This window comes from Variovorax sp. 278MFTsu5.1 (genome assembly GCF_048305045.1).
GTDB lineage: Bacteria > Pseudomonadota > Gammaproteobacteria > Burkholderiales > Burkholderiaceae_C > Variovorax > Variovorax guangxiensis.
Genome location: NZ_CP157622.1, coordinates 3,480,209 through 3,501,736, shown reverse-complemented (window position 1 = coordinate 3,501,736; position 21,528 = coordinate 3,480,209). Strand labels below are relative to the sequence as shown.

13 protein-coding genes are annotated in these 21,528 nt (G+C 68.1%); 1 reads left to right on the top strand and 12 read right to left on the bottom strand.

The window, feature by feature from the left end; genetic code table 11:
- Nucleotides 1-34: 34 nt before the first annotated feature.
- From ABL844_RS16250 to ABL844_RS16220, 7 genes are all read right to left on the bottom strand, one after another.
- The gene (locus tag ABL844_RS16250) at nucleotides 35-2,260 is read right to left on the bottom strand and encodes a LamG-like jellyroll fold domain-containing protein (protein WP_418128175.1); all 2,226 of its coding nucleotides are present in this window, start codon (nucleotides 2,258-2,260) and stop codon (nucleotides 35-37) included.
- A 527-nt stretch (nucleotides 2,261-2,787) separates the two neighbouring features.
- On the bottom strand, nucleotides 2,788-3,231 hold the full coding sequence (gene aroQ, locus ABL844_RS16245) for a type II 3-dehydroquinate dehydratase (protein ID WP_184637911.1): 444 nt from the start codon (nucleotides 3,229-3,231) through the stop codon (nucleotides 2,788-2,790).
- Nucleotides 3,232-3,257: 26 nt separating this feature from the next.
- Complete coding sequence (gene aroE, locus ABL844_RS16240; protein ID WP_418128174.1) at nucleotides 3,258-4,079, bottom strand: shikimate dehydrogenase; 822 nt, start codon at nucleotides 4,077-4,079, stop codon at nucleotides 3,258-3,260.
- 13 nt (nucleotides 4,080-4,092) lie between these two features.
- Nucleotides 4,093-5,322 carry a CaiB/BaiF CoA transferase family protein gene (locus tag ABL844_RS16235; protein WP_418128173.1) on the bottom strand — a complete coding sequence of 410 codons (1,230 nt, stop codon included), beginning with the start codon at nucleotides 5,320-5,322 and terminating at the stop codon, nucleotides 4,093-4,095.
- On the bottom strand, nucleotides 5,319-5,780 hold the full coding sequence (locus ABL844_RS16230) for a MaoC family dehydratase (RefSeq protein WP_126019792.1): 462 nt from the start codon (nucleotides 5,778-5,780) through the stop codon (nucleotides 5,319-5,321). The genes ABL844_RS16235 and ABL844_RS16230 overlap by 4 nt, the downstream gene beginning before the upstream one ends.
- A 26-nt stretch (nucleotides 5,781-5,806) precedes the next feature.
- A complete protein-coding gene (locus tag ABL844_RS16225) occupies nucleotides 5,807-6,199 on the bottom strand; it encodes a VOC family protein (protein ID WP_418128172.1) in 393 nt (130 codons plus the stop codon).
- Nucleotides 6,196-7,125, bottom strand: a complete 930-nt coding sequence (locus tag ABL844_RS16220; protein WP_418128171.1) for a ketopantoate reductase family protein — start codon at nucleotides 7,123-7,125, stop codon at nucleotides 6,196-6,198. The genes ABL844_RS16225 and ABL844_RS16220 overlap by 4 nt, the downstream gene beginning before the upstream one ends.
- Before the next feature lie 103 nt (nucleotides 7,126-7,228).
- Here ABL844_RS16220 and ABL844_RS16215 point away from each other — a divergent pair, with 103 nt between their 5' ends.
- The gene (locus tag ABL844_RS16215; RefSeq protein WP_418128170.1) at nucleotides 7,229-8,173 is read left to right on the top strand and encodes a LysR family transcriptional regulator; all 945 of its coding nucleotides are present in this window, start codon (nucleotides 7,229-7,231) and stop codon (nucleotides 8,171-8,173) included.
- Between the two features lie 17 nt (nucleotides 8,174-8,190).
- Here ABL844_RS16215 and ABL844_RS16210 read toward each other — a convergent pair whose 3' ends face one another.
- The 5 genes from ABL844_RS16210 to treS are packed head-to-tail and all read right to left on the bottom strand — an operon-like array spanning nucleotide 8,191 to nucleotide 21,519.
- Nucleotides 8,191-13,317 carry a malto-oligosyltrehalose synthase gene (locus tag ABL844_RS16210; RefSeq protein ID WP_418128169.1) on the bottom strand — a complete coding sequence of 1,709 codons (5,127 nt, stop codon included), beginning with the start codon at nucleotides 13,315-13,317 and terminating at the stop codon, nucleotides 8,191-8,193.
- On the bottom strand, nucleotides 13,307-15,157 hold the full coding sequence (gene treZ / locus ABL844_RS16205; RefSeq protein WP_418128168.1) for a malto-oligosyltrehalose trehalohydrolase: 1,851 nt from the start codon (nucleotides 15,155-15,157) through the stop codon (nucleotides 13,307-13,309). The genes ABL844_RS16210 and treZ overlap by 11 nt, the downstream gene beginning before the upstream one ends.
- 37 nt (nucleotides 15,158-15,194) lie before the next feature.
- The gene (gene glgX, locus ABL844_RS16200; protein ID WP_126019781.1) at nucleotides 15,195-17,363 is read right to left on the bottom strand and encodes a glycogen debranching protein GlgX; all 2,169 of its coding nucleotides are present in this window, start codon (nucleotides 17,361-17,363) and stop codon (nucleotides 15,195-15,197) included.
- A 33-nt stretch (nucleotides 17,364-17,396) separates the two neighbouring features.
- The gene (locus ABL844_RS16195; protein ID WP_418120424.1) at nucleotides 17,397-18,179 is read right to left on the bottom strand and encodes a mechanosensitive ion channel family protein; all 783 of its coding nucleotides are present in this window, start codon (nucleotides 18,177-18,179) and stop codon (nucleotides 17,397-17,399) included.
- Between the two features lie 37 nt (nucleotides 18,180-18,216).
- Nucleotides 18,217-21,519, bottom strand: a complete 3,303-nt coding sequence (treS, locus tag ABL844_RS16190; protein WP_184637929.1) for a maltose alpha-D-glucosyltransferase — start codon at nucleotides 21,517-21,519, stop codon at nucleotides 18,217-18,219.
- Nucleotides 21,520-21,528 lie beyond the last annotated feature (9 nt).

The window sequence follows — 21,528 nt, the reverse complement described above, 5'->3', positions numbered from 1 at the left end:
GGGTTGTCCGGGCAGCGCGGCTGCCCGATGGCGCTCAGCGGGCGAGGTTCGCGATGAAGGCCGCGTCCTGCGCGCCGCTGTAGATGCGGAAGTCCTGCATGCGGCCCTTGAAGTACGGGTCGCCGCCGTATTGGGAGCGGCCCAGCCAGGTCTGCGTCGTGCGGCCCAGCTGGAAGGGATTGATCCAGATGCCGTCCGCGGTGGCGACCTGCGTGCCGTCCACGTAGAGCGTGCCCACGGTGCCTGAAAGCGTGACCGCCACATGCACCCAGCGCCCGGTGGGCAGCACATCGGTGGTCACGGACTCCTCGTTCCAGAACTGGTTGCGCGAGCCCGAAAAACGCAGCTTGCCGTTGCCATCGCGAGGAATCAGCGAGATGTAGGCCACGTCGTTGGAGCCGAAGTCGAAGATGCGCGTATTGACCACCGAGGCATCCCAGTAGACCCACACCGCCGCCGTGAAATCGCCCAGGGCCGACACGGCTCCGTCGGGCAACTGGACGTGGCCGCTGCGGCCATCGAGTTGCACGGCGCTACCGCCGTTGCGCCCTTCGCCCCAGCTCGTACCGCCCTTCAACTGCGCGTTCAGGCCGCGGCCGCTGGCGTCGTTGGCATCGCCATTGAGCGGCAGGTGCAGCCACAGCTCGCCGGGAACCGCCACGCGCAAGGTATCCGCACCGGTGATCTCGCCGGCGTCGGTCACCGCATCGATGCGGTAGTACCAGGTGCCCTGGTCGGCATCGTCGGTGTAGGTGCGTGGATCGGTGACGGGCGCAAGGGTCGTGAACGGACCGTTCGGTGAAGCAGCCCTCTGCACGAGGTATTGGGAAGCGCCCGCCGTGCCCCACCAGGACAGCTGCACCTTTGCGTTGTTCAGGAATGCGCTAAGGCCGCTGGGCTTTGCGGCAGCGACCGGATCGCGCGCATAGAGCAGCGTGCCGATGCCCGGCTGGTCGCCGCCGTCGACGCGCTCCGGACGAAATCTGTCGACCATCGCCTTGGTCCAGGGGGCGGAGAGACCCTTGCGGTTCACGTAGTGGTTGTAGATCAGTTCCCAGCAGGGCCGGCCGCTGCCGGTGCCCGCCGCGGCGGTAGCGGGTCCGAATACGCCGTTGTAAGGCGCGAACGGCATCGTGAACAGGGCATTGCCATTGGCATCGGTCAGGTTCGTCCTGGCCACGTACTCCGCACCGGCCAGCAGCCGGTTGTTCCAGTAGCCGTAGAGGTCCTCGCCCTGGTTCCAGGCCATTTCGCACAGCATCCCGGCCAGCGAGATGCCGAGGGTGGAGTGGCCCTGGTCGCGATGGCTTTCCTGCCATTGCCCGAGGTAACCGGGGTGCACGTAGTAGACGCTGCCGGCGCTCGTGCCGTTGCCGCGGCCGGCTTTGTAGTAGTTGCTTGCCTCGGCCCTCAGGTCGGGCCGGTCGCAGAACACGCCGATCGCGTAGACGGCGCAGATGTTGGCCAGGTCCCAGTTGGCCCAGTAGTGGGTGACCTTTCTTGTCTCGCTGCCGTTGTGGTTGACCAGGAAGTCGTGGGCCTTCGGATAGAACACGTTCATCAGCATCGCCTGGAAGCGCGCAACGTCTTCCTTCGCCCAGCCGGAGTAGGTCCGCATCAGTTCCGCGGCGTTGGCCCACTGGTTGCCGTAAAGGCCCGAGGCCAGGTAGACGTTCGAATTGCCGCCCAACTCGGTCAAGGTCGACGACCATGCATTGAGGAACTCCACCGCCTTCTTCGCGTAGCTCTCGTCGTTCGAGATCTTCCAGCGCAGTGCGTAATGAAGGGCGCGCACCATGTCGCCGACCATCTGGCCGAAGTTCTGGCCATCGACGCCGCGTATCACCACCGCCAGGGGGCGCGGCTTCGCATCGAGGCCGGTGGTGTTCGCCCTGAGCATCATGTTCAAGCCGCCCACCCATGGCTCCGCCTTGGCGGCCAGCTTGTCGCGGATGCGCTGCAGAGCGTCTTCCGTGACCAGCAGGCCGGGGTGCACGATCTTGCGTACTGCGGGCTCAGGGGCGGCTGGCTCGGGCGCGGGAGTGGCGGGTGTATCGACACCTGCGACCGCGCCGGAGCTCGCACCCGGTGATTGCTGTGATGACTGCTGCGCGGCCGCTCCCCCTATGGGCGAAAAACTACCGCTGCTGCCCCCACCGCAAGCCGTCGTGCCCAGGGCGATTGCACTCGCGGTGCCGATGAAGAAGGTGCGGCGATCCAGCAGGCCGGCGTCTTTGTCGTCGTTCGTGGGATGGGTCATTTATCGAAATGCGTAAATAAATGCTTCTGCAAAGTGCATGCCATTCGCTTCGATGGGTAGACGAAATGAAATCGGTAAAACCGATGGATGCATTGAGCGCGTTGCGAGGGACGCGCAGCGGCAAGAAGTGACATTCGTTGTCACATGAGACGCCGGCGAAACGACATTGAATGTCACTGCCTCCGGCCATGCCCGCACCGCATCGACTGCGCGACACGGCAAGCCCGATCAGTGTGACCTGTACAGAGGCGGCAACGAGCGTTGAATTGCCTCTGAAAATGAGCGACTGAATTTCATTTTCGGAATGACCGGAAGCACTGCAACTCGCTTGCGTTCATTCCATCTCGAAGACGCAGTGATGCCGACGCTTTCGCTGGATGCGGAATGGTCTTCATCCGGGTCGCTGCCGAGCCCGGTTTTTCGCCGCCGACCGCCTCATGTTGCGCAGGCGGCACGGCTATTTCGCTGCGACCCCGCCTCGTCGTCGCCGGGCATCCCCGGGGCGGGCTCGCGCAGCTTGCTTCTCGCTAGCCGGCGCCTCGCACCGCCGACACGGCAGCACGCAAGGCGAGCAGGTAGCTGTCCAGGCCGAAGCCGCAGATCTGGCCCTTCACGATGTCCGCGAACACCGAGTGATGCCGGAACTCCTCGCGCGCATGGATGTTCGACATGTGCAGTTCGACCACCGGCACCGTGAGGATTGCCAGCGCGTCCCTGATGCCGTAGCTGTAATGCGTCCATGCGCCGGCGTTGATCAGGACCGCATCGACGCCATCGACGAAGCCCTGGTGGATGCGCTCGCACATGGCGCTTTCGCTGTTGGTCTGGAAGCTCTCGACCTCCGCGCCCAGCTCCTTGCCCAGCGCCTGCAGCTTCGCGTCGATCTCGGCGAGCGTCGTGTTGCCGTATTGCTTCGGATCGCGCTTGCCGAACATGTTGTGGTTGATGCCGTGGAGCATGAGGATCTTCATCGGGGTCTCTCCTTCTTGTCGCGGCCTCAGACCAGCGGGATGGTCATGCGCTCGATGACCGCACGGGTGTCGGGCCGCACGCCGCGCCACCACAGGAAGGCTTCGGCCGCCTGCTCGACCAGCATGCCCACGCCGTCGGCGAGCTTGGGCACGCCCGCGTTCCGGGCCAGCCGCAGGAAGGGCGTCAGGCCCTTGCCGTAGGCCAGTTCGTAGGCAAGCCTGGCGTTCTGGAAGGTCTGCGCCGGCACAGGTGGCAGCTCGGCCTTGAGGCTGGCCGAGGTGCCGTTGATGACGATGTCGAAGCGCTCCCCGGCCAGGTCTGCATAGGCGCAGGCGCGCACGGGGCCATGCACCGCGAACTGCTCGGCGAGGTCGACCGCCTTCGGCAAGGTCCTGTTCGCGACCACCAGCTCGGCCGGCTCTTGCGCGAGAAAGGGCAACAGGGCTCCGCGCACCGCACCGCCCGAACCGAGCACCAGCATGCGCGCGCCCTTGAGAGAGAAACCCAGGTTGCTCTGGATGTCCCTGGTCAAACCCACGCCGTCGAAATTGTCGGCAAGGATGCGGTCGCCCTCGAACTTGAGCGCATTGGTGGCACCGGCCAGTTCGGCACGCTCCAGGCGTTCGGTCGCCAGGGCCAGCGCCTGCAGCTTGAATGGCGCCGTCACGTTCAGGCCGAGCCCGCCCGCCTTGCGAAACGCGTGCACGTCGTCCGCGAAGCGCTCGAGCGAGCCTTCGATGGCGCCGTACTCGATGTCCTGGCCGGTCGCTCGCGCAAAGCTGCCGTGGATCAGCGGCGACTTGGTGTGGCCGATGGGATTGCCGATGACGGCGTAGCGGTCGGTCATGCTTCCCTCCTCCTCATGCGCCGTAGAGCACGCCGTCGGCCTGCATCTCGGCGATCTGGGCGGCGTCGTAGCCCAGGCTCGCGGCGATCTCGGCGTTGTGCTCGCCGAGCTCCGGCGCCACCTGCGTGATCGAGGTGTCGCAGCCCGACATGCGGAAGGGCAGATTGGGCAGACGGATGTTGCCCAGCACCGGGTGCTCCTGCTCCACCACCATGCCGCGCGCCTGGATCTGCGGGTCGGCCAGCACTTCGTCGATGCGCTGCACCTTGGCACAGGGCACGTCGATGCCGTCCAGCATCTTCAGGATCCCGGCCACAGGGCGTTGCGCCACCCATGGGCGGACCACTTCGAGAATTTCCAGGCGGTTTGCGTTGCGCCCGGCCGCTGCGTGCAGGCGCGTGTCGCCTCCGAAACCCGCCGGTCCGCCGTTCTGCTCGACGAGCGCGGCGAAGCGCTTCCATGCATCGTCGACCTGCGCGGCGATGACCAGGTCGCCGTCCTGTGCGCGGAACACGCCGTACAGGGTCGAATTGGGCATGTCGTGGCCGGTCTGCACCGGTACCTCCTTGCCGCCCGAGAGCGTGTAGCACTGCACCGCGTATTCGTGCATCGACACCAGCGTGTCGTACAGCGCCATGTCGATGTGCTGTCCGCGGCCCGACTTCACGCGGCCCAGCAGCGCGGCGTTGATCGCCGCCACGGCGTGGATGCCGGTGTACATGTCGCCGAGCGATATACGCAGCAGAGGCGGCGCCTCGCCGGGATTGCCCACCATCTGCATGATGCCGCTCTTGGCTTCAGCAATCAGGCCGAAGCCGGCGCGGTGCGAGTCCGGTCCGGTATGGCCGTATGCGGAGATCGAGCAGTAGACGAGGCCCGGATTGGTCTCGGCCAGTTCCGCGTAGCCCAGGCCCAGCTTTTCGAGTGCACCGGGGCGGTAGTTCTCGACGAACACGTCGGCGCTGTCGACCAGCTTCTTCATCAGCGCGCGGCCGCGCGGGTCCTTGGTGTTGACCGACAGGCCCTTCTTGCCCATGTTCTGCTGCAGGAAGTAGCCGCTGTGGTCGCCGACGAACCAGGCGTGCTGCCGGCCGGCATCGCCGGAGCCGGGGCGCTCCACCTTGATGACCTCGGCACCTAGCGCCGCCAGGCAGCGGCCCACGTAAGGGCCGGCGAGGAAGTGGCTGTAGTCGATGACGCGGATTCCCGCCAGGGGCAATGCCTGCCGTGCCGCCGCGTTCATGCCGGCCTCCTGGGCACCATCACGCGATGCTCGCCCTTCTGCACGACTTCGTCGCGCTGGTTGATCAGTTCGGACGGCAGCACCAGGATGCCCCAGCCAGGCTTGCTCTTCGATTCGCGCTTGGACTCGACGCGGAACCTCACCCGCACCGTGTCGCCGAGCTTGATGGGCGCGACGAAGCTCCATTCCCAGCCCAGCGACATGCCGGGCATGAAGCGCATGTCGCTCCTTGTCTTGAGGCCGTCTGCGATCGAGAGGCCGAACAGGCCGTGGGCCACACGGGTGCCGAAAGGCGTGGTGCGGGCGTAGGCCTCGTCGGTGTGCACGGGCGTGTGGTCGCCCGTGAGGTCGGCGTAGGCCATCACGCGGGCTTCCGTCACTTCGTACGGCGGGCTGATGCATTCCTCGCCGACGACGGCGTCGTCCCAGTACTTGTCTTCGATGGTGAGTGTGTTCATGTCGGGGTCTCGGGTACGGACAGGGTTCAGGCGCGGGGATCGATCGCCAGCGCCTTGGCCACGGCGCCGGGGCTGGCCTGGATGAATTCGACGGCCAGGCCATCGGGCAGGCGCAGCCAGTTGCGGCCCTGGGGCATCTCGGTGACGCCGAAGGCCTTTGCGGCGGCCAGTGCGGCCTCGAGGTCTTCGCACATCACGCCCAGGTGGCCCAGCCGACCTTCGGGGCCGTCGTGATCGGGCCTGGCCATGAACTGCATGCCCCCGAGCGTCCAGTACTGGATGGGCTCCTCGATGGTGCCCTGCACTTCCCGCATCGTCATGCCGCACACGTCGTGGAAGAACTTGATGTGCCAATGGATGTCGCGCACCCAGATGGCGACGTGCTCGACGTAGGCTTTCGGTATGGCCCGGGTGTTCATTTCGCCTCCATGCGGCGTTCGATGCCCTTGATCGCTGCGACCAGCGTCTGGTTGACGGGCGTCGGCATGCCGTATTTGCGTCCCACGCGCACCACGGCGCCGTTGATGAAGTCGATCTCGGTGACCGAGCCCTTCTCCAGGCTCTGCAGCATCGAGGTCTTGAATTCGTAGGGCAGGCCCTCGGCAGCCATCAGCCAGGCGTCGCGCGGCGCCTTGATCGACAGCTTCACGCCGCTGGCCTCGGCAACCGCCATCGCTTCGGCCACCGCGGCGATGGCCGTGGCTTCGATCTCCGGCACCGCGTAGAGGCTTCCGTAGACCTGGCCGGTGATGCCGCTCAGTGCACCGGTCGCGACGTTGATCAGGAGCTTGTCCCACATCGCGCCGAGGATGTTGCCGCTGACCTCGCAAGGCAGCTCGGCGCGCTCGAACTCCGCGGCGATCGCCTTGGCGCGTTCGCTGACGCGGCCGTCGATCTCGCCGATCACCGTGCGCTTGCCCTGCGTGCCGGCAATGACATGACCGGGAGCGAGCATCACGCCGCCGACGTAGGTCTTGCCGGCGAGCACATGCCCGGCGCCCACCACTTCCGAGAGGATTTCCTCATGCCCCATGCCGTTCTGCAGCGACATCACGGCCGTGTCGGGCCCCACGATGTTTCGTGCCCCTTCGATGGCCGCACGCGTGTGGAAGGACTTGACCAGCACGACGATGAGGTCCGGTGCCTCGAGCCTCGTGCTGTCGAGCGCCGCGCGGACCCGGACGGTGCGCTCCGAATCACCGACCTTCATGCGCAGCCCGTCGCGATTGATCGCGTCGACGTGGGCCTGGAAGGGGTCGATCAGTGTGACATCGGACCCCGCTGCGGCGAGGGTCCCGCCGATGGCGCAACCCAATGCGCCGGAGCCGAGAAAGTAGATCTTCATGTGAGCCTTCGTTTGGAATGACCCCGAAGATAGGTTCCAAGGATCATGTTGACCATGGCATGGCTGCAATGATCTACATTCCAATTTGAAATGGAGACCCGGTTTGGACACTGACGACGACATCGAAGGCGACGCGTCCCTTCCCAGCATCAAGCTGCTGCGCCTGTTCGAGCTGCTCTACAGCACGAACAGCGTGACGCGGGCCGGCGAGGCGATGGGCCAGAGCCAGCCGACCGTGAGCAACTGGCTCGGACGACTGCGCCGGCAGCTGGGCGACGAGCTTTTCGTTCGCACCACCAACGGCATGCAGCCGACCCCGCGCGCGCAGGAGCTGATCGTGCCGGTGCGGGAAGCCTTGACCGCACTGCGCCGAGTGGCCGCGCCCGCCGAGCCTTTCGATCCGTCGATCGCGACACGGCGCTTTCGCATCTGCATGACGGATGCCAGCCACATCACCCTGCTGCCGCGCCTGCTCGCGCATGTGCGCGCGGTCGCGCCCGGCGTTCGCCTGGAGGCCGCGCGAATCGACGAGCAAACCGGACAGGCGCTGCAATCCGGCGAGGCGGACCTCGCGATCGGCCTGGTGCCCCAGCTCGAGTCGGGGTTCTACCAGCAGGTTCTCTACCCTCAGGACTGGGTGTGCCTCGTGAACGCGCGTCACCCTCGCATCGGCCTCAAGGGATTGGGCCTGCGCGAATACAAGGCCGAGGCCCATATCGGCATCGTTGGGGGCACCGGCGCCTTGCTGCTGGAGGCTGCACTGCAGCGACAAAAGATCGGGCGGCGCGTCCTGCTGGAGTTGCCGGGGTTCCTTGGCCTTGCGGCTGTCGTGTCCACGACCGACCTGATCGCAACCGTGCCGCGTCATATCGGCGAGACGCTCGCCAGTTCAAGTGGGAGCGCCTTGAAGGTCCACGGTTGCCCGGTGCGAGTGCCGCCGTTCACCGTCAAACAGCACTGGCACGTCCGCTACCACCAGGATCCTGCCAGCCGCTGGCTGCGCACGTTGTGCGAGGAGCTGTTCTCGCACCAGCCCTTGAGGCCCTAGTTCCTGGAGGTCCCGAGTCAACGGAATGCGCCCTCGGGAACCAGTGCCGCCCAGGGCATTGCGCTGAATGTCTCGGTCAGTTGCAGCCGGTCCGTGGCGGAAACGACCTCTCCTGTCAGCAGGTTTCGCATGGGCCCCGCGTCGAGGCCGTCCGGCAGGCGGATCGTCGTGCCGTTCCATTTCGCCGATTCCGGCAGCGTCGGTCTTGCGGCATCGCCTGAAAATGACGCGAACAGCCGGCCAGCCAGGACCAGCACCGCCTGCTCGCCATGCCGCCGCGCGAATGCGACTACATGCCGCGCCAGTGGCCCCTCGACAGTCAGCGGCTCGTAGCTGCCTTCCCCAAACAGCAGCGGCTGCGCCCGTCGCAGGGTCAGAAGCCGCCAGATGAACCAGAGCTTCGCCCGTCCATCGTGCGGCGACGCGGCCATCGCGCGGACCCGGCGGGCAAGGCCGTCCTCGCCGGCCATTCCGTCCAGTTCGTCGAGCAGCCGCTGGCGCAGCGCATAGTCCACCGGCCGCCGGTTGTCCGGATCCACGAGGCTCAGCGCAATCAGCTCGCTGCCCTGATAGAGATCGGGCACGCCCGGCGATGCGTACTTCAGCAGCATCAGCGTGAGACTGTTCCACGCACCGATCGTCGCCAGCCGGTCCGACAGCTGCCGGATGTCCCGCAGGCACTCGCCCTCCTCCCCGTTGCCGGCCGGCGCCAATATCTCGTGCACGAAATGTTCCAGCGCCGATTCGTAGTCCTCGTCGGGCTGCGTCCAGCGCGTGCGCAGCTTGGCTTCGCGCGCGGCCTTTCGCATGTACTGGCAGATGCGCTGGGTGTAGTCCGGCAGCGCATCCGCGCCGAGCCCGCCCGGTGGCAGCGTGCCCAGCAGCGTCTGGTAGAGCAGGTATTCATCGGCACGCGACGGCGACTCGCCGCCCGGCAGATTCGCGCGCGTGCCGCGGCACTTGCCGTGCCAGCGTGCCAGCGCGCGCATCCACTCGTCGGGGATTTCCGAGAGCACGTCGATCCGGTTGCGGACGTCCTCCGCGCGCTTGTTGTCGTGCGTCGATGTCGCGAGCATGGTGTGCGGCCAGCGAAGTGCGCGATCGGCGGAAAGCGCGTGGAACTGCCCGACCTCGATACCGAAAAGATCCGGCTCGCCGCCCACCTCGTTGAGCGAGCTCAGCGGAAAGTAGCGATAGAACGCCGTGTCTTCCACGCCCTTGGCCGCCACCGGCGCACTGAACTGCTGGAAACGCATCGCGAAGCGGCGCACCCGTTCGGCGAGCGCGGGGTGGGCTGCAGTGGATGGCTCGCCACGCAGCGCCCCACTCAGTGCTCCACGCACGAACTCGAACACCGACAGATCGGCCTCGCCGCTGCGCCGAGCGGCCTCGGCCACGGCCTCGTCGATGAAGCGTCTGTCCTGCCCGGACGGCTCGCCGACGATGTAGGTGCGATAGACAGTCATGCAGGCGCACACGCCAGACAAGGCCCGGCGCAGCGCATTGAGCGTGTAGTCGCGCGTGCCTCGGTCCGCCCGGGCGATGCGAAGCAGTTCGCCGGACAGCACATTGAGCTCCGACGACAACGCATTGCGCATCACCTCGCGCCGGCCTTCGCGGCAGATCGAGGCGAAGTCTTCCGCCACGCCTGTGAAGCGCTGCCAGGCGTGCAGCATGCGATCCCTGCCGGCCGTCTCGACCAGCACGCCGTTGGCCACGTTCGCGAACCGGTAGCCGGTGGTGCCATGCACATGCCAGCTGTGGGGAACGTCCTCGTGCGCCGCGGCAATCTTCTCGGCAACCACGTAGAGCGGCCGCGCGGGCCGGCCCTGCGTGTCGTGCGTCGGCAGCGCCAGTCCGGCGCGGCGCGCATAGCCTTCCTGGAGCTTGCGGAAGTAGTCCGCGGGGTCGTAGAGCCCGTCCGGATGGTCGATGCGCAGCCCGTCCACCACGCCGGAAGCCGCCAGATCCAGCGCGAACGACTGCGTGGCCTCGAACACCTCGTCGCGTTCCATGCGCACGCCGGCAAGATCGTTGATGTCGAAGAAGCGCCGGTAGTTGATCTCGTCGGCCGCCACCCGCCAGTGCGCGAGCCGATACGCCTGCGCCTCGATCAGCCGGTGCAGCGCATCGCGGGCTTGCGCCGAGGCCAGATTGAAACCCGCCACTGCTGCAGCGAGCGCATGGGCCACCGTGGGCTCGCTGCGCGCCAGCTCCGCGAGGCGCGCCTTGAAGAGTTCCTTGTCGCGAACTCGCTCGGCCTGCTCGTGCGGCGATGCCAGGCCGCGCCCGGGAAGGCGACCGAAGGCCGTGGAAAGGCTCGCCAGCCGGTGCGACGCATCCGCATCGCCCAGCCGCTCGAGCGCGCCCTCCAGCACCACCGGATAAGTCTCGGGCGCCAGCGGAAAGCGATGCTCGAAATAGCGGACGGCGAAGCCGCCCGCCGCTTCCTCGAAGCGCAAGACCAGCTCGCCGCCGTCCAGCGTCTCGCCGTAGTGCCCGCCCAGCACCGGCAGCAGCACCTTGCCGGCCAGCTCGGGGTTCAGCGGCTGCCAGTCGATGTCGAAGTGCTGGGCGAAAAGCGAGGCCGGGCCGTTTTCCAGCACGTCCATCCACCATGCGTTGTCGGCGCCGAACACGCCCATGTGGTTGGGCACCATGTCCAGAAGCTGCCCGAGGCCGTTGGCCTTCAGCGCGTCGACGAAGCGCGCGAAGCCTTCGGCGCCGCCCAGTTCGGGGTTGATCTCCGCATGCGCGACCACGTCGTAGCCGTGCGTGCTGCCCGGGCGGGCGCGCTGTATCGGCGAGCAATAGACATGGCTCACGCCCAGCTTCGCGAGGTACGGCAGCACGCGGATCGCGTCGTCGAAGCCGAAGTCCTTGTGGAACTGCAATCTGTAGGTGGCGCGTGGAATGCGCGCCCGCAGGCCGGCTGGCGCTTCATTCCGAGGCTGTCGTGGCCGTTCCTCGCGCAGCAGGCGCGCCAGGCCGTGCATCCGATCGCTCTGCGCCAGCGCCGCGACCGGCTGCGCCAGCTTGCGGCGCCAGTTGGGGTGTTCGTCGACAGTGCCCGGCATGTTGGCCTGCTCGACAGTGCCGGCCACGTCTTCCAGCTGCACCATCATCAGCGCCGACGGCGTGCGGGCCAGGAAGGCATGCGCCGCCTCCACCAGGCGCTGCGAAGGCATCGCAAGGCCGGCCGCCTCCGCCATTTCCTCGCGCGACAGCAGGCCCGCATGCTGCAGCGACTGCATCAGCTCGACGCGCTCGCGCATGCGGTCCGCCAGCTGCTTGTCGAAGATCGCCGGATCGGGAAACAGGCTCAGCGCCAGCCGCTCGCGCAGATCGGCGGCCGTCCACCAGCCCGCGAAGGTTGCCAGGTCGTGCGTGCTGATCGCGACCAGCGCGGCCGGCGGGTAATCGGCAGGGGCCTTGAAGCCGCCGCCTTGCCGCTGTTCGAAATAGAGCAGCCGGTACGAGAGCACGTCCGCGCGCGCGAGTCCTTCGCGCACCGCGTCCTCGACGGTGCCGAGATCCTCGCCCACCACCATGCAGCGCTGCCGGTGGCTTTCGATCGCAACGATGGCGAGCATCTCCTCCAGCGGGTAGTAGACATACGCGCCCTCGGCCGCGCCGCACCCCGGTGGAATCCAGAACAGCCGCATCAGTCCCATCGCATGGTCGATGCGCAGGGCGCCCGCGCCGCGCATGCTGGCGCGCAGCGTCTCGATGAAGAAGCGATAGCCGTCGGCGCGCAGGCCGCCGGGCCTCAGCGGCGGCAGCCCCCAGCGCTGGCCGGCCGGGTTGAACTCGTCCGGTGGCGCGCCGATGCTGGCGTTCTCGGCGAAGCCGTGCTGGAAGGACCAGGCATCGGAGCCCGCGCGATCGACGGATACCGCCAGGTCCGTGTAGAGGCCCACGCCCATGCCGAGCACGCGGCAGCGCGCCGCGACGTGCGAGAGCTGCCGGTCGGCCACCCATTGCAGGTACTGGTGAAAGCGCACCCGCCCCGCATGCACCCGTGCGAACGCAGCGACTTCGGCGGATTCCGGGTCGCGCCATGCGGCCGGCCATGAATGCCAGTCTCCCGAGCCGTTGTCGGTGGAAAGGAAGTGAGCGCGCAAGGTCTCGAACACGGCATGCCGCCGCAAGGCCTCGCCGCGCCGGGCGACGAAGTCAAGGAAGGCCCTGCCCGCTTCATCGGGCTCGCCTTCCGGCGGCAGGTGCCGCTCGCAGAAATGCGCGAACAGCAGCTCCAGCACTTCGAACTTCACCGCGGCCACGCCGGCGTAGTCGACCAGCGGCGCGGCGCGCAGCATGGCCAGGCGCTGCTGGAAATCCGGCGAGCCGACCTTTTCCCGCGCGGCCGCGCAGTCCGGGAAGCCATCGACCGCCTCGACGTCGATGCAGAGCACATTGAGCTGCTGCCGCGACGACGGGCTGTACGGGCTGGCATGTTCCGGCGTGCCCGCGAACAGCGCATGCAGCGGATTGAGTCCGATGAGATCGGCGCCCTGCCCCGCCACCCGCACGGCCAGATCCTCCAGATCACCGAAATCGCCGATGCCCCAGTTGCGCGGCGAGCGCAGGCCGTAGAGCTGCACGGCCACGCCCCACACGCGGCCTGCGTCCTGCACGGCCGGCGGGCGGTAGCAATGGCCCGGCGTGGCCAGCACCAGCGTCTCGCCGGGCAGGCCTTCGACGCGCAGCCGGTAGTAGCCGGCTTCGAGCGCGACAGGCATCTGCAGGATGCGCTCGCCAGGCGTCGCTTCTTCGGCACTCACGTCGCCTTCGCCTTCCAGCACGGTTCCGCACCCGTCGCTGATCTGCCAGCGCACGCGCCTCGTCGAAGACGCAATCCGCAGCCGCACCGGCCATCCGGTCGTCGGCACCTGTACGACCACAACCGGCGGCAGCGACTCGGCCCGATCCGCCTGCCGTGCTGCTTCGAGCGCGGGGCCGGCTTCCGCCACATCGCCGAGCCGCACGCCGAACTCGGCCAGCAGCGCGATCAGGCTGCACGCGCCAACTTCTCGGCGCCGTCCGAATGCGTCGAAATAGCCGGTGGCGATGCCGTGGTGCCCGCACAGGCGCGCGAGTTCATCGGTGACGGCGATCGGCGGCGGGCTTGCTTCATACGACACCCGGCGGATCCTCCAGCGTCACGTGCACGGCGCCGCGCTCCAGGCGCATCGCGCTGTCTTGGACGGCAGCGCCTTCGCTGTGGATCGCCTTGCCGGGCGGCGCAGCCAAGCCCGCCACGGGCCCATCGCCGAAGTGCGCCAGCAGGTGCAGCCGAGTGCCGGGCGCTCCGAGATCCCACGCCACCTGCAGCGTACCGTTCTCGCAGCGGTAGACGCCTGCGGCGCTCATTCCCGCAAGCCGGGGCACGATCAGCCGATGCCGAATCTCCAGCAGTTGCCGCACCTCGCACAGCCGCTCGAAGTGCGCGCGCGTGCCGCGCTCCCGCCAGCGCAGCTTCGAGGCGAGAAAAGTGGATTCGGCGTTCGGATCGGGAATGCGCGCTCGCGCCGCCTCGTCGGCGAATGCCGCGAAGCCGCCGAACTCGGAGCGCCGCCCCTCGGCAACGGCGCTCGCAAGCTCCGGGCCGAAGTCGCAGAAGTACAGGAACGGCGTCGAAGCCGCGAATTCGTCGCCCATGAAGAACATCGGCACATGCGGCGACAGCAGCAGGCAGGCCATCGCGGCGCGCACCAGCACCGGGTCGCCGAGCGCGTGGATGCGTTCGCCGAAGGCGCGGTTGCCCACCTGGTCGTGCGTCTGCAGGAACGAGACGAAGGCCTGCGGCGGCAGCCGCGTGCTCGGTTCGCCCCGGCGCTCGCCGTGCCGGAAGGCCGAGGGCTGCCCCTGGTAGACGAAGCCTTCCGCCAGCGCGCAGGCGAAGCTGGAGGCCGGGTCGCCTGCATAGTCGGCGTAGTAGCCGTCGCGTTCGCCGGTGGCCAGCACGTGCGCGGCATGGTGGAGGTCGTCGTTCCACTGCGCGGTGCCCGCCACCGGAATGCCCCGGCCGTCGCGCATCAGCATCGAGGCCTGGTTGGCGTCGTTCTCCAGCACCAGGTGCACGTGGCGGCCCCGGGCCGGCCCGTCGTCGAGCGCCTGGCGGATCTCCTGCACGATGTGCGGCCGCGTCTCGTCGTGGATGGCGTGGATCGCGTCCATGCGCAGGCCGTCGAAGCGGAATTCCTCGATCCAGTAGCAGGCGTTGTGGATGAAGAAGTCGCGCACCGTGCGCGATGCCGGCCCGTCGAAGTTGATGGCCGGGCCCCAGGGCGTCTGGTGCCCCTGGTTGAAGAACTCGGGGCAGCAGGCGTGCAGGTAGTTGCCTTCCGGTCCGAAGTGGTTGTAGACCACATCGAGCAGCACCATCAGGCCCATCGAGTGCGCCGCGTCGATCAGTGCCTTGAGATCGTCGGGCGTGCCGTACGAGGCATCGGGCGCGAATGGCAGCACGCCGTCGTAGCCCCAGTTGCGGCGCCCCGGAAAGTCGGCGAGCGGCATCAGCTCGATGGCGGTGATGCCGAGCTCGGCGAGCTCCTCCAGCCGCTGCCGCGCGGCCCGGAACGTGCCTTCGTCGGTGAAGGTGCCCACGTGCAGCTCGTAGACAACCGCTTCCTCCCACGGGCGGCCGCGCCACGCATCGTCGGTCCACTCGAAGCGGCGCGGATCGATCACCACGCTCGGGCCGTGTACGTCCTCGGGGTTGAAGCGCGAGGCCGGGTCGGGCACGCGGGTGCCGTCGGGCAGGCGGAAGCCGTAGCTGTCGCCCTGGCCTGCCTTCGGCACCGTCAGCCGGTGCCAGCCGTGGGCGTCGCGTTCCATGGGCAGCGACACGGCGGCGCAGCCGCTTGCCGCGGCGCAGTGCTCCAGCACCACGGCCTGCGCCGAGGGGGCCCAGAGGGCGAAATCCACGCCCAGCGCCTGCGCGGTGGCGCCGAAGGGCATGGTGTGTGCGTGGGTGCTCATCGGATTCTCTTTGCCCTGGTGCGGTGCTGTTTCGTGGTCATGGCCGCACGTCCGGCCGGCTCAGCACCACGAGCGAGCGGCATTGCAGCGGATAGGCGGGCTCGCTCCACGCCGGTGCGTGCGCGGCCGCGTCCTCGGTGGTCAGCGGCGGCGCGGTGTTCGCGGTGTCGACCAGCAACCGCCATGCGCCGTGCGGCGCCGCCGGCAGCGTGAAGGCGATCTCGTCGTGGTGGGCGTTGAACAGCACGATGAAGTCGTCGTCGAGCTGCGCCTCGCCGCGCGGGCCCCGGTCGACGATGCCGCCGCCGGGGATGTACATCGCGATGCAGCGCGCGTTGGCGTCGTTCCAGTCCTCGGGGCGCATCTCGGCTCCGTCGGGCCTGAGCCAGTGCACGTCTGTCACTGTCTCCACCTCCGCCGGCCGGCCCGCGAAGAAGGTGCGGCGCCGGAACGAGGGGTGCGCGCGGCGCAGCGCGACCATCCGTTCGACGAAGGTCACGAGCGCGAGCCGCTCGGGCGTGGGCGTCCAGTCGAGCCAGCCGAGTTCGTTGTCCTGGCAATAGACGTTGTTGTTGCCCTGCTGCGTGTGGCCGCGTTCGTCGCCCGCCAGCAGCATCGGCACACCCTGCGACAGCAGCAGCGTGGCCAGCAGGTTGCGCTTCTGGCGCTCGCGCAGGGCCAGCACTTCCGCATCGTCGGTCGGCCCCTCGGCGCCGCAGTTCCACGAGACGTTGTTGCTGCTGCCGTCGCGGTTGTCCTCGCCGTTGGCCTCGTTGTGCTTGTCGTTGTACGAGACCAGGTCGTGCAGCGTGAAGCCGTCGTGCGCAGTCACGAAGTTGATGCTGGCGGTGGGCTGCTTGCCCGACCAGCCATAGAGATCTTCCGAGCCGGTGATGCGCCGGGCCAGCTCGCCGAGCAGGCCGCCGTCGCCTTTCCAGAAGCCGCGCAGGCCGTCGCGGTAGCGATCGTTCCATTCAGCCCAGCCGGGCGGGAAGTTGCCCACCTGGTAGCCGCCGTGGCCCAGGTCCCAAGGCTCGGCGATGAGCTTCACGCGGTTGAGCGTCGGGTCTTGCCCGATGGCATCGAAGAAGCCCCCGAGGTTCTCCACCTTGCCCGACTCGCGCGCCAGCGCCGAGGCCAGGTCGAAGCGGAAGCCGTCGACGTGCATTTCCTCCGCCCAGTAGCGCAGCGAATCCATCACCAGCTGCAGCGCGTGCGGATGCTCCAGGTTGACGGTGTTGCCGCAGCCGGTGAAGTCGTCGTAGTAACGGCGGTTGTCGCCGTTGACGATGTAGTAGGAGGCGTTGTCCACGCCGCGCATCGAGAGCGTGGGCCCGAGCTGGTTGCCTTCGCAGGTGTGGTTGTAGACCACGTCGAGGATCACCTCGATGCCCGCCGAGTGCAGCGTCTTCACCATGGTCTTGAACTCCTTCACCTTGCCCGAGGCGCTGTAGCGCATCTCGGGCGCGAAGAAGGCCAGCGTGTTGTAGCCCCAGTAGTTGCGCAGGCCGCGCTCGGACAGGTGGCGGTCGTTGAGGAAGCCGTGCACCGGCAGCAGCTCGACGGTGGTTACGCCCAGCCGCTTGAGGTAGTCGACCACCGGCGCGCAGCCCAGTGCCGCGTAGGTGCCGCGCAGCGCGGGCGGCACGTCGGGGTGGGTCATGGTGAAGCCGCGCACGTGCATCTCGCAGATCACCATGTCCTGCCACGGGATCATGGGGCGGCGGTCGTCACCCCAGGTGAAGGCCGTTTCGAGCACGCGGCCCTTGGGCATGAGCGGCGCGCTGTCGCGGCGGTCGAACGACAGGTCTTCGCGCTTGCTGCCTACCGTGTAGCCGTAGAGCGCGTCGCCCCAGCGCAGTTCGCCCACCAGGTCCTTCGCATAGGGGTCGAGCACCAGCTTGTGGGCGTTGAAGCGGTGGCCCTCCTCCGGCTTGTAGGGGCCGTGCACCCGGTAGCCGTAGGCCTGGCCGGGGCGCGCCTCGGGCAGGTAGCAGTGCCACACGCCGTCGGTGCGGTCGCGCAGCGGAATGCGCTGCAGCTCCTGGCGGCCGCGATCGTCGAAAAGGCACAGCTCGACCTTCTCGGCGTGCTGCGAGAAGAGAGCGAAGTTGACGCCCTCCCCGTCCCAGGTGGCGCCGCGCGGGTAAGGCCGCCCGGGCCAGACGGCGGTGATGGAGGGGGTAGCGGCGTTCCTGGATGTCATCCGATGGCAGTAGGTTGAAGGGCTGTGCCGCGTTCAGCGCGGCGGGCGGTCGTTGTCGTGGCGCGGGTACAGACCCGTGCCGCCGACGACGGTCGGGGGTGGCGGAGGCGGCGGTGGCGCGGGCATGGCAGGCGGCACCCTGCCGTCCCTGGCCTCCCTCGGCCACCAGCGCTCGATGCAGGATTTCGCCCAGTCCTTGCCCGCGAGCCCGAAGGCCAGGGCCAGCGCGAAGACCGCGCCCGCGAGGATCACCAGGAAGCTCTCGCGCACGATGTCGCCGCCCACCTTCACCTGGTCGAGCGCGATCAGGATCACGAAAGCCATCACCGCGTACTGCGCGGCCTTGGCGAAGAGCGCGGCGTCCTGCATCTTCACGCCCCGGAAATAGCTGGCCACCGCGTCGCCCACGAAGCGCGCGAAGTACGAGCCGAAGGCCAGCACCAGCAGCGCCACGAACACGTTCGGCACGAACCAGACGATGCGCCCCAGCAGGTCCGCGATGTAGCTCAGCCCCATGCCGTTGAAGGCGATGAGCAGCGAGGCGAGGATCACCAGCCAGTACGCGAGCACGCCGAACAGGCTGCTGGTGTCGCCCGCCAGGCCGCCCTGGCGCAGGAAGTTGTCGAGGCCGGCGCGCTCGGTCAGCACGTTGAAGTTGATGGCGCGCAGTGCCTTCGTCACTGCGAAGCGCACCGCCTTGGCCACGAGCCAGCCGACGAGCACGACCACCAGCGCGACCAGCAGCCGGGGAATGAAGGCGCCGACCTGGTAAAGGATGGCGCGCAGCGGCTCCAGGTGAATGCCGAAGTTTTCCATGGTGGAGTTCCCTTGATTTCGCCAGGTTGGCCCGGGTTCAGCCGCGCCCCGGCCGCACCAGCGCGAGCACGCCGTGCAGCGGTACCTGTACCCAGTCGAGGCGGTTGCCGAGTTCGTAGCGCAGCTCGTAGAGCGCCTTCTCCAGCTCGAAGAGAGCAAGAAGCTCGCCATCGAGCGCGAGGCCGTAGCCGGCAAGGAAGGCGTCGCGCGTGGCCTGCTCCCAGGCGATGGCCGGGCCGGCGAGGCGCTCGGCCTCCTGCGGGCTCTGGGCCACGCGGCGCAGCGCCGACCAGCGCGCATAGTTGAAGGAACGCAGCATGCCCGCCACGTCGCGCAGCGGCGAACCCTTCATTCGGCGCTCGTCGAAGCTGCGCGCGGGCTCGCCCTCGAAGTCGATGATGACGAAGTCGTTGTCCTTCACCAGCACCTGGCCGAGGTGGTAGTCGCCGTGGTAGCGGCTGCTGATGCCGCCGCCTTCCGCGGGGCGCTTCGCCTCGATGCTGGCGCGCAGCGCCGCGCCGGCGTCCAGCAGCGTGCGCGCATCGGCCTGCGCGGCCGGTGGCAGCAGCTCGAAGCGCTCGCGCAGCAGCTCCAGCGTGGCAGCCGCGTCGGCCGTGGCCCGTGTCTTGAAGCCGGTGGCATCGGCGGCCGTGAGCGGCTCGGGGTCGAAGGCCGCCGCGCCGGTGCGGGCGGCCAGCGCCTCGTGCAGCTCGGCGGTGCGCCGGCCCAGGGTGGCCATCAGCGCGAGGAAGCCGCCGTGCACCGCCGCCACCTCCGGCGCGTCGCCGTCCGACGTGGCCACGTCGCGCAGGAAGCGCTCCAGGTAGCCGAGCGTGTAGTCCCAGCCGTCGCCCTGGTTCGCCACGTAGCGCTGCACCATCGCGAGCGTCATCGTGCGACCGTCGGCGGCCATGTATTCGAGTGCGCCCAGCACCGGCACGCAGTTGGGGTAGTGCGCCACCTCGGTGAGGAAGCGGCCCATCTCCAGCTCGGGGTTGATGCCCTCGCGCACGTGGCGGTATCCCTTGAGGAAGAGCGTCTCGCCCAGCGTCACCACCGTGTTGCTGCTCACCCCGCTGGGCCGGCCGAAGGGCAGCGCGTCGATGTCCGCCATGGTCTCGGCGAAGGCGGCCGTGGGCTTGAAGACCAGCCGGCCGTTCGCGGTCGGCAGCTCGGCTGCGCTGCGGATGGCTCGCACCAGTTCGCGGCAGAAGGCCTCGTCGTAGAAGGCATCGCCCATGAGCCCGACCTGCGCCTGCTGGCGCACCTTGGCGAGCGCAGCCTGCGCCACGCCGGCCATGCGCTCCTCGTCGCGTTCTTCCCACGCCAGCGCGAGCGGCATGAAATAGGTGGCGCCACCGGGCGGGCCGTCGAGTTCGAGCAGCGGCAGCATCCAGCTCAGGCCGTTCGCTTCCCACACGGCGTGGTCGGCCAGCCGCGCGCGCTGGATGGTCGTGCCCTTGGAGGCATACCAGCGCTGGATCTCGATGTGGCGCGGCAGCGTCTCCAGTTCGAACTGGTTGCGCATGCGCTCCGACATGCCGATGCGCCACGGCATCACGCGGTCGCGGAAGAAGCTGGTCCAGCCGTCGAAGAGCACCAGGGTGGGCCATTCCTGCAGCGCCACGCCCTCCTGGTGCCAGCTGGGCGCATCGGCCTCGGCCGTCAGCTTGAACCAGTAGAAGCCGTACGAGGCCAGCGTAAGCAGGTACGGCAGCTCGCCGATGGGCGGAAAAGGCGAGCGCCCCAGCATCTCGATAGGCACGAAGCCCTTGAACTCCGACAGGTCCAGCTCCACCGGCTGCGCCGCGCGCGAGAGGTTGAACACGGTCAGGATCACGTCGCTGTCGTACTCGCTCAGGTACGCGAGGATCTTGCGGTTGCCGGGCTTGAGAAAGCGCCGGCGGCCCCGGCCGAAGGCGTGGCTGGTCTTGCGCACGGCGAGCATGCGCTTGGTCCAGTTCAGCAGCGAGCTGCTGTCGCGCGCCTGCGTCTCCACGTTGAGCGCCTCGTAGCCGTACAGCGGGTCCATGATCGGCTGCAGGTACAGGCGCTGCGGGTCGGCGCGTGAGAAGCCGGCGTTGCGGTCGGGGTTCCACTGCATCGGCGTGCGCACGCCGTTGCGGTCGCCCACGAACACGTTGTCGCCCATGCCGATCTCGTCGCCGTAGTAGATGATGGGCGAGCCCGGCATCGACAGCAGCATGCCGTTCATGAGCTTCACGCGGTCCAGGTCGTTCTCCATCAGCGGCGCCAGGCGCCGGCGGATGCCCAGGTTGATGCGCGCGCGCATGTCCGCCGCGTACATGGTGTACATGTAGTCGCGCTCCTTGCTGGTGACCATCTCCAGCGTGAGCTCGTCGTGGTTGCGCAGGAAGATGGCCCACTGGCAGCCCTCGGGAATATCGGGCGTCTGCGCCATGATCTCGACGATCGGGTGCCGGTCCTCCTGCGCGATGGCCATGTACATGCGCGGCATCAGCGGGAAGTGGTAGGCCATGTGGCACTCGTCGCCGTCGCCGAAGTACTCGCGCACGTCCTCGGGCCACATGTTGGCCTCGGCCAGGAGAAAGCGGTTCTTGTACTGCGCGTCGATGGCCGCGCGCAGCCGCTTGATCACCGCGTGCGTCTCGGGCAGGTTCTCGTTGCTGGTGCCGTCGCGCTCTACCAGGTAGGGAATGGCGTCGAGCCGGAAGCCGTCCACGCCCATGTCGAGCCAGAAGCGCATGGTCCTGAAGATGGCCTCCATCACCGCCGGGTTGTCGAAGTTCAGGTCGGGCTGGTGGCTGAAGAAGCGGTGCCAGTAGTACTGCTTGGCGACCGGGTCCCAGGTCCAGTTGGAGGTCTCGGTGTCGGTGAAGATGATCCGCGTGCCCTGGTAGATCTGGTCGGTGTCGCTCCACACGTAGAAATTGCGCTCGGGCGAGCCCGGCGGCGCGAGCCGCGCGGCCTTGAACCACGGGTGGTCGCTGGAGGTGTGGTTGATGACCAGCTCCGTGATCACCCGCAGGCCGCGCTTGTGGGCCTCGGCCAGCATCTCGCGGAAGTCGTCCAGCGTGCCGTACTGCGGGTGCACGTCCTCGTACTCGGAGATGTCGTAGCCGTCGTCGCGCAGCGGCGAGGGATAGAAGGGCATCAGCCAGATGGTGTTGACGCCCAGCTCCTTCACGTAGTCGAGCTTGGCGGTGACGCCCTTGAAGTCGCCCATGCCGTCGTTGTTGGAGTCGAAGAAGGCCTTGACGTTGAGCTGGTAGATCACCGCGTCGCGGTACCACAGCGGATCGTCGCTGTTGTCGATCTCGACGGTCTCGAGCGCGATGTGGGAGACGGGTGCGTTCATGTGCGGGCG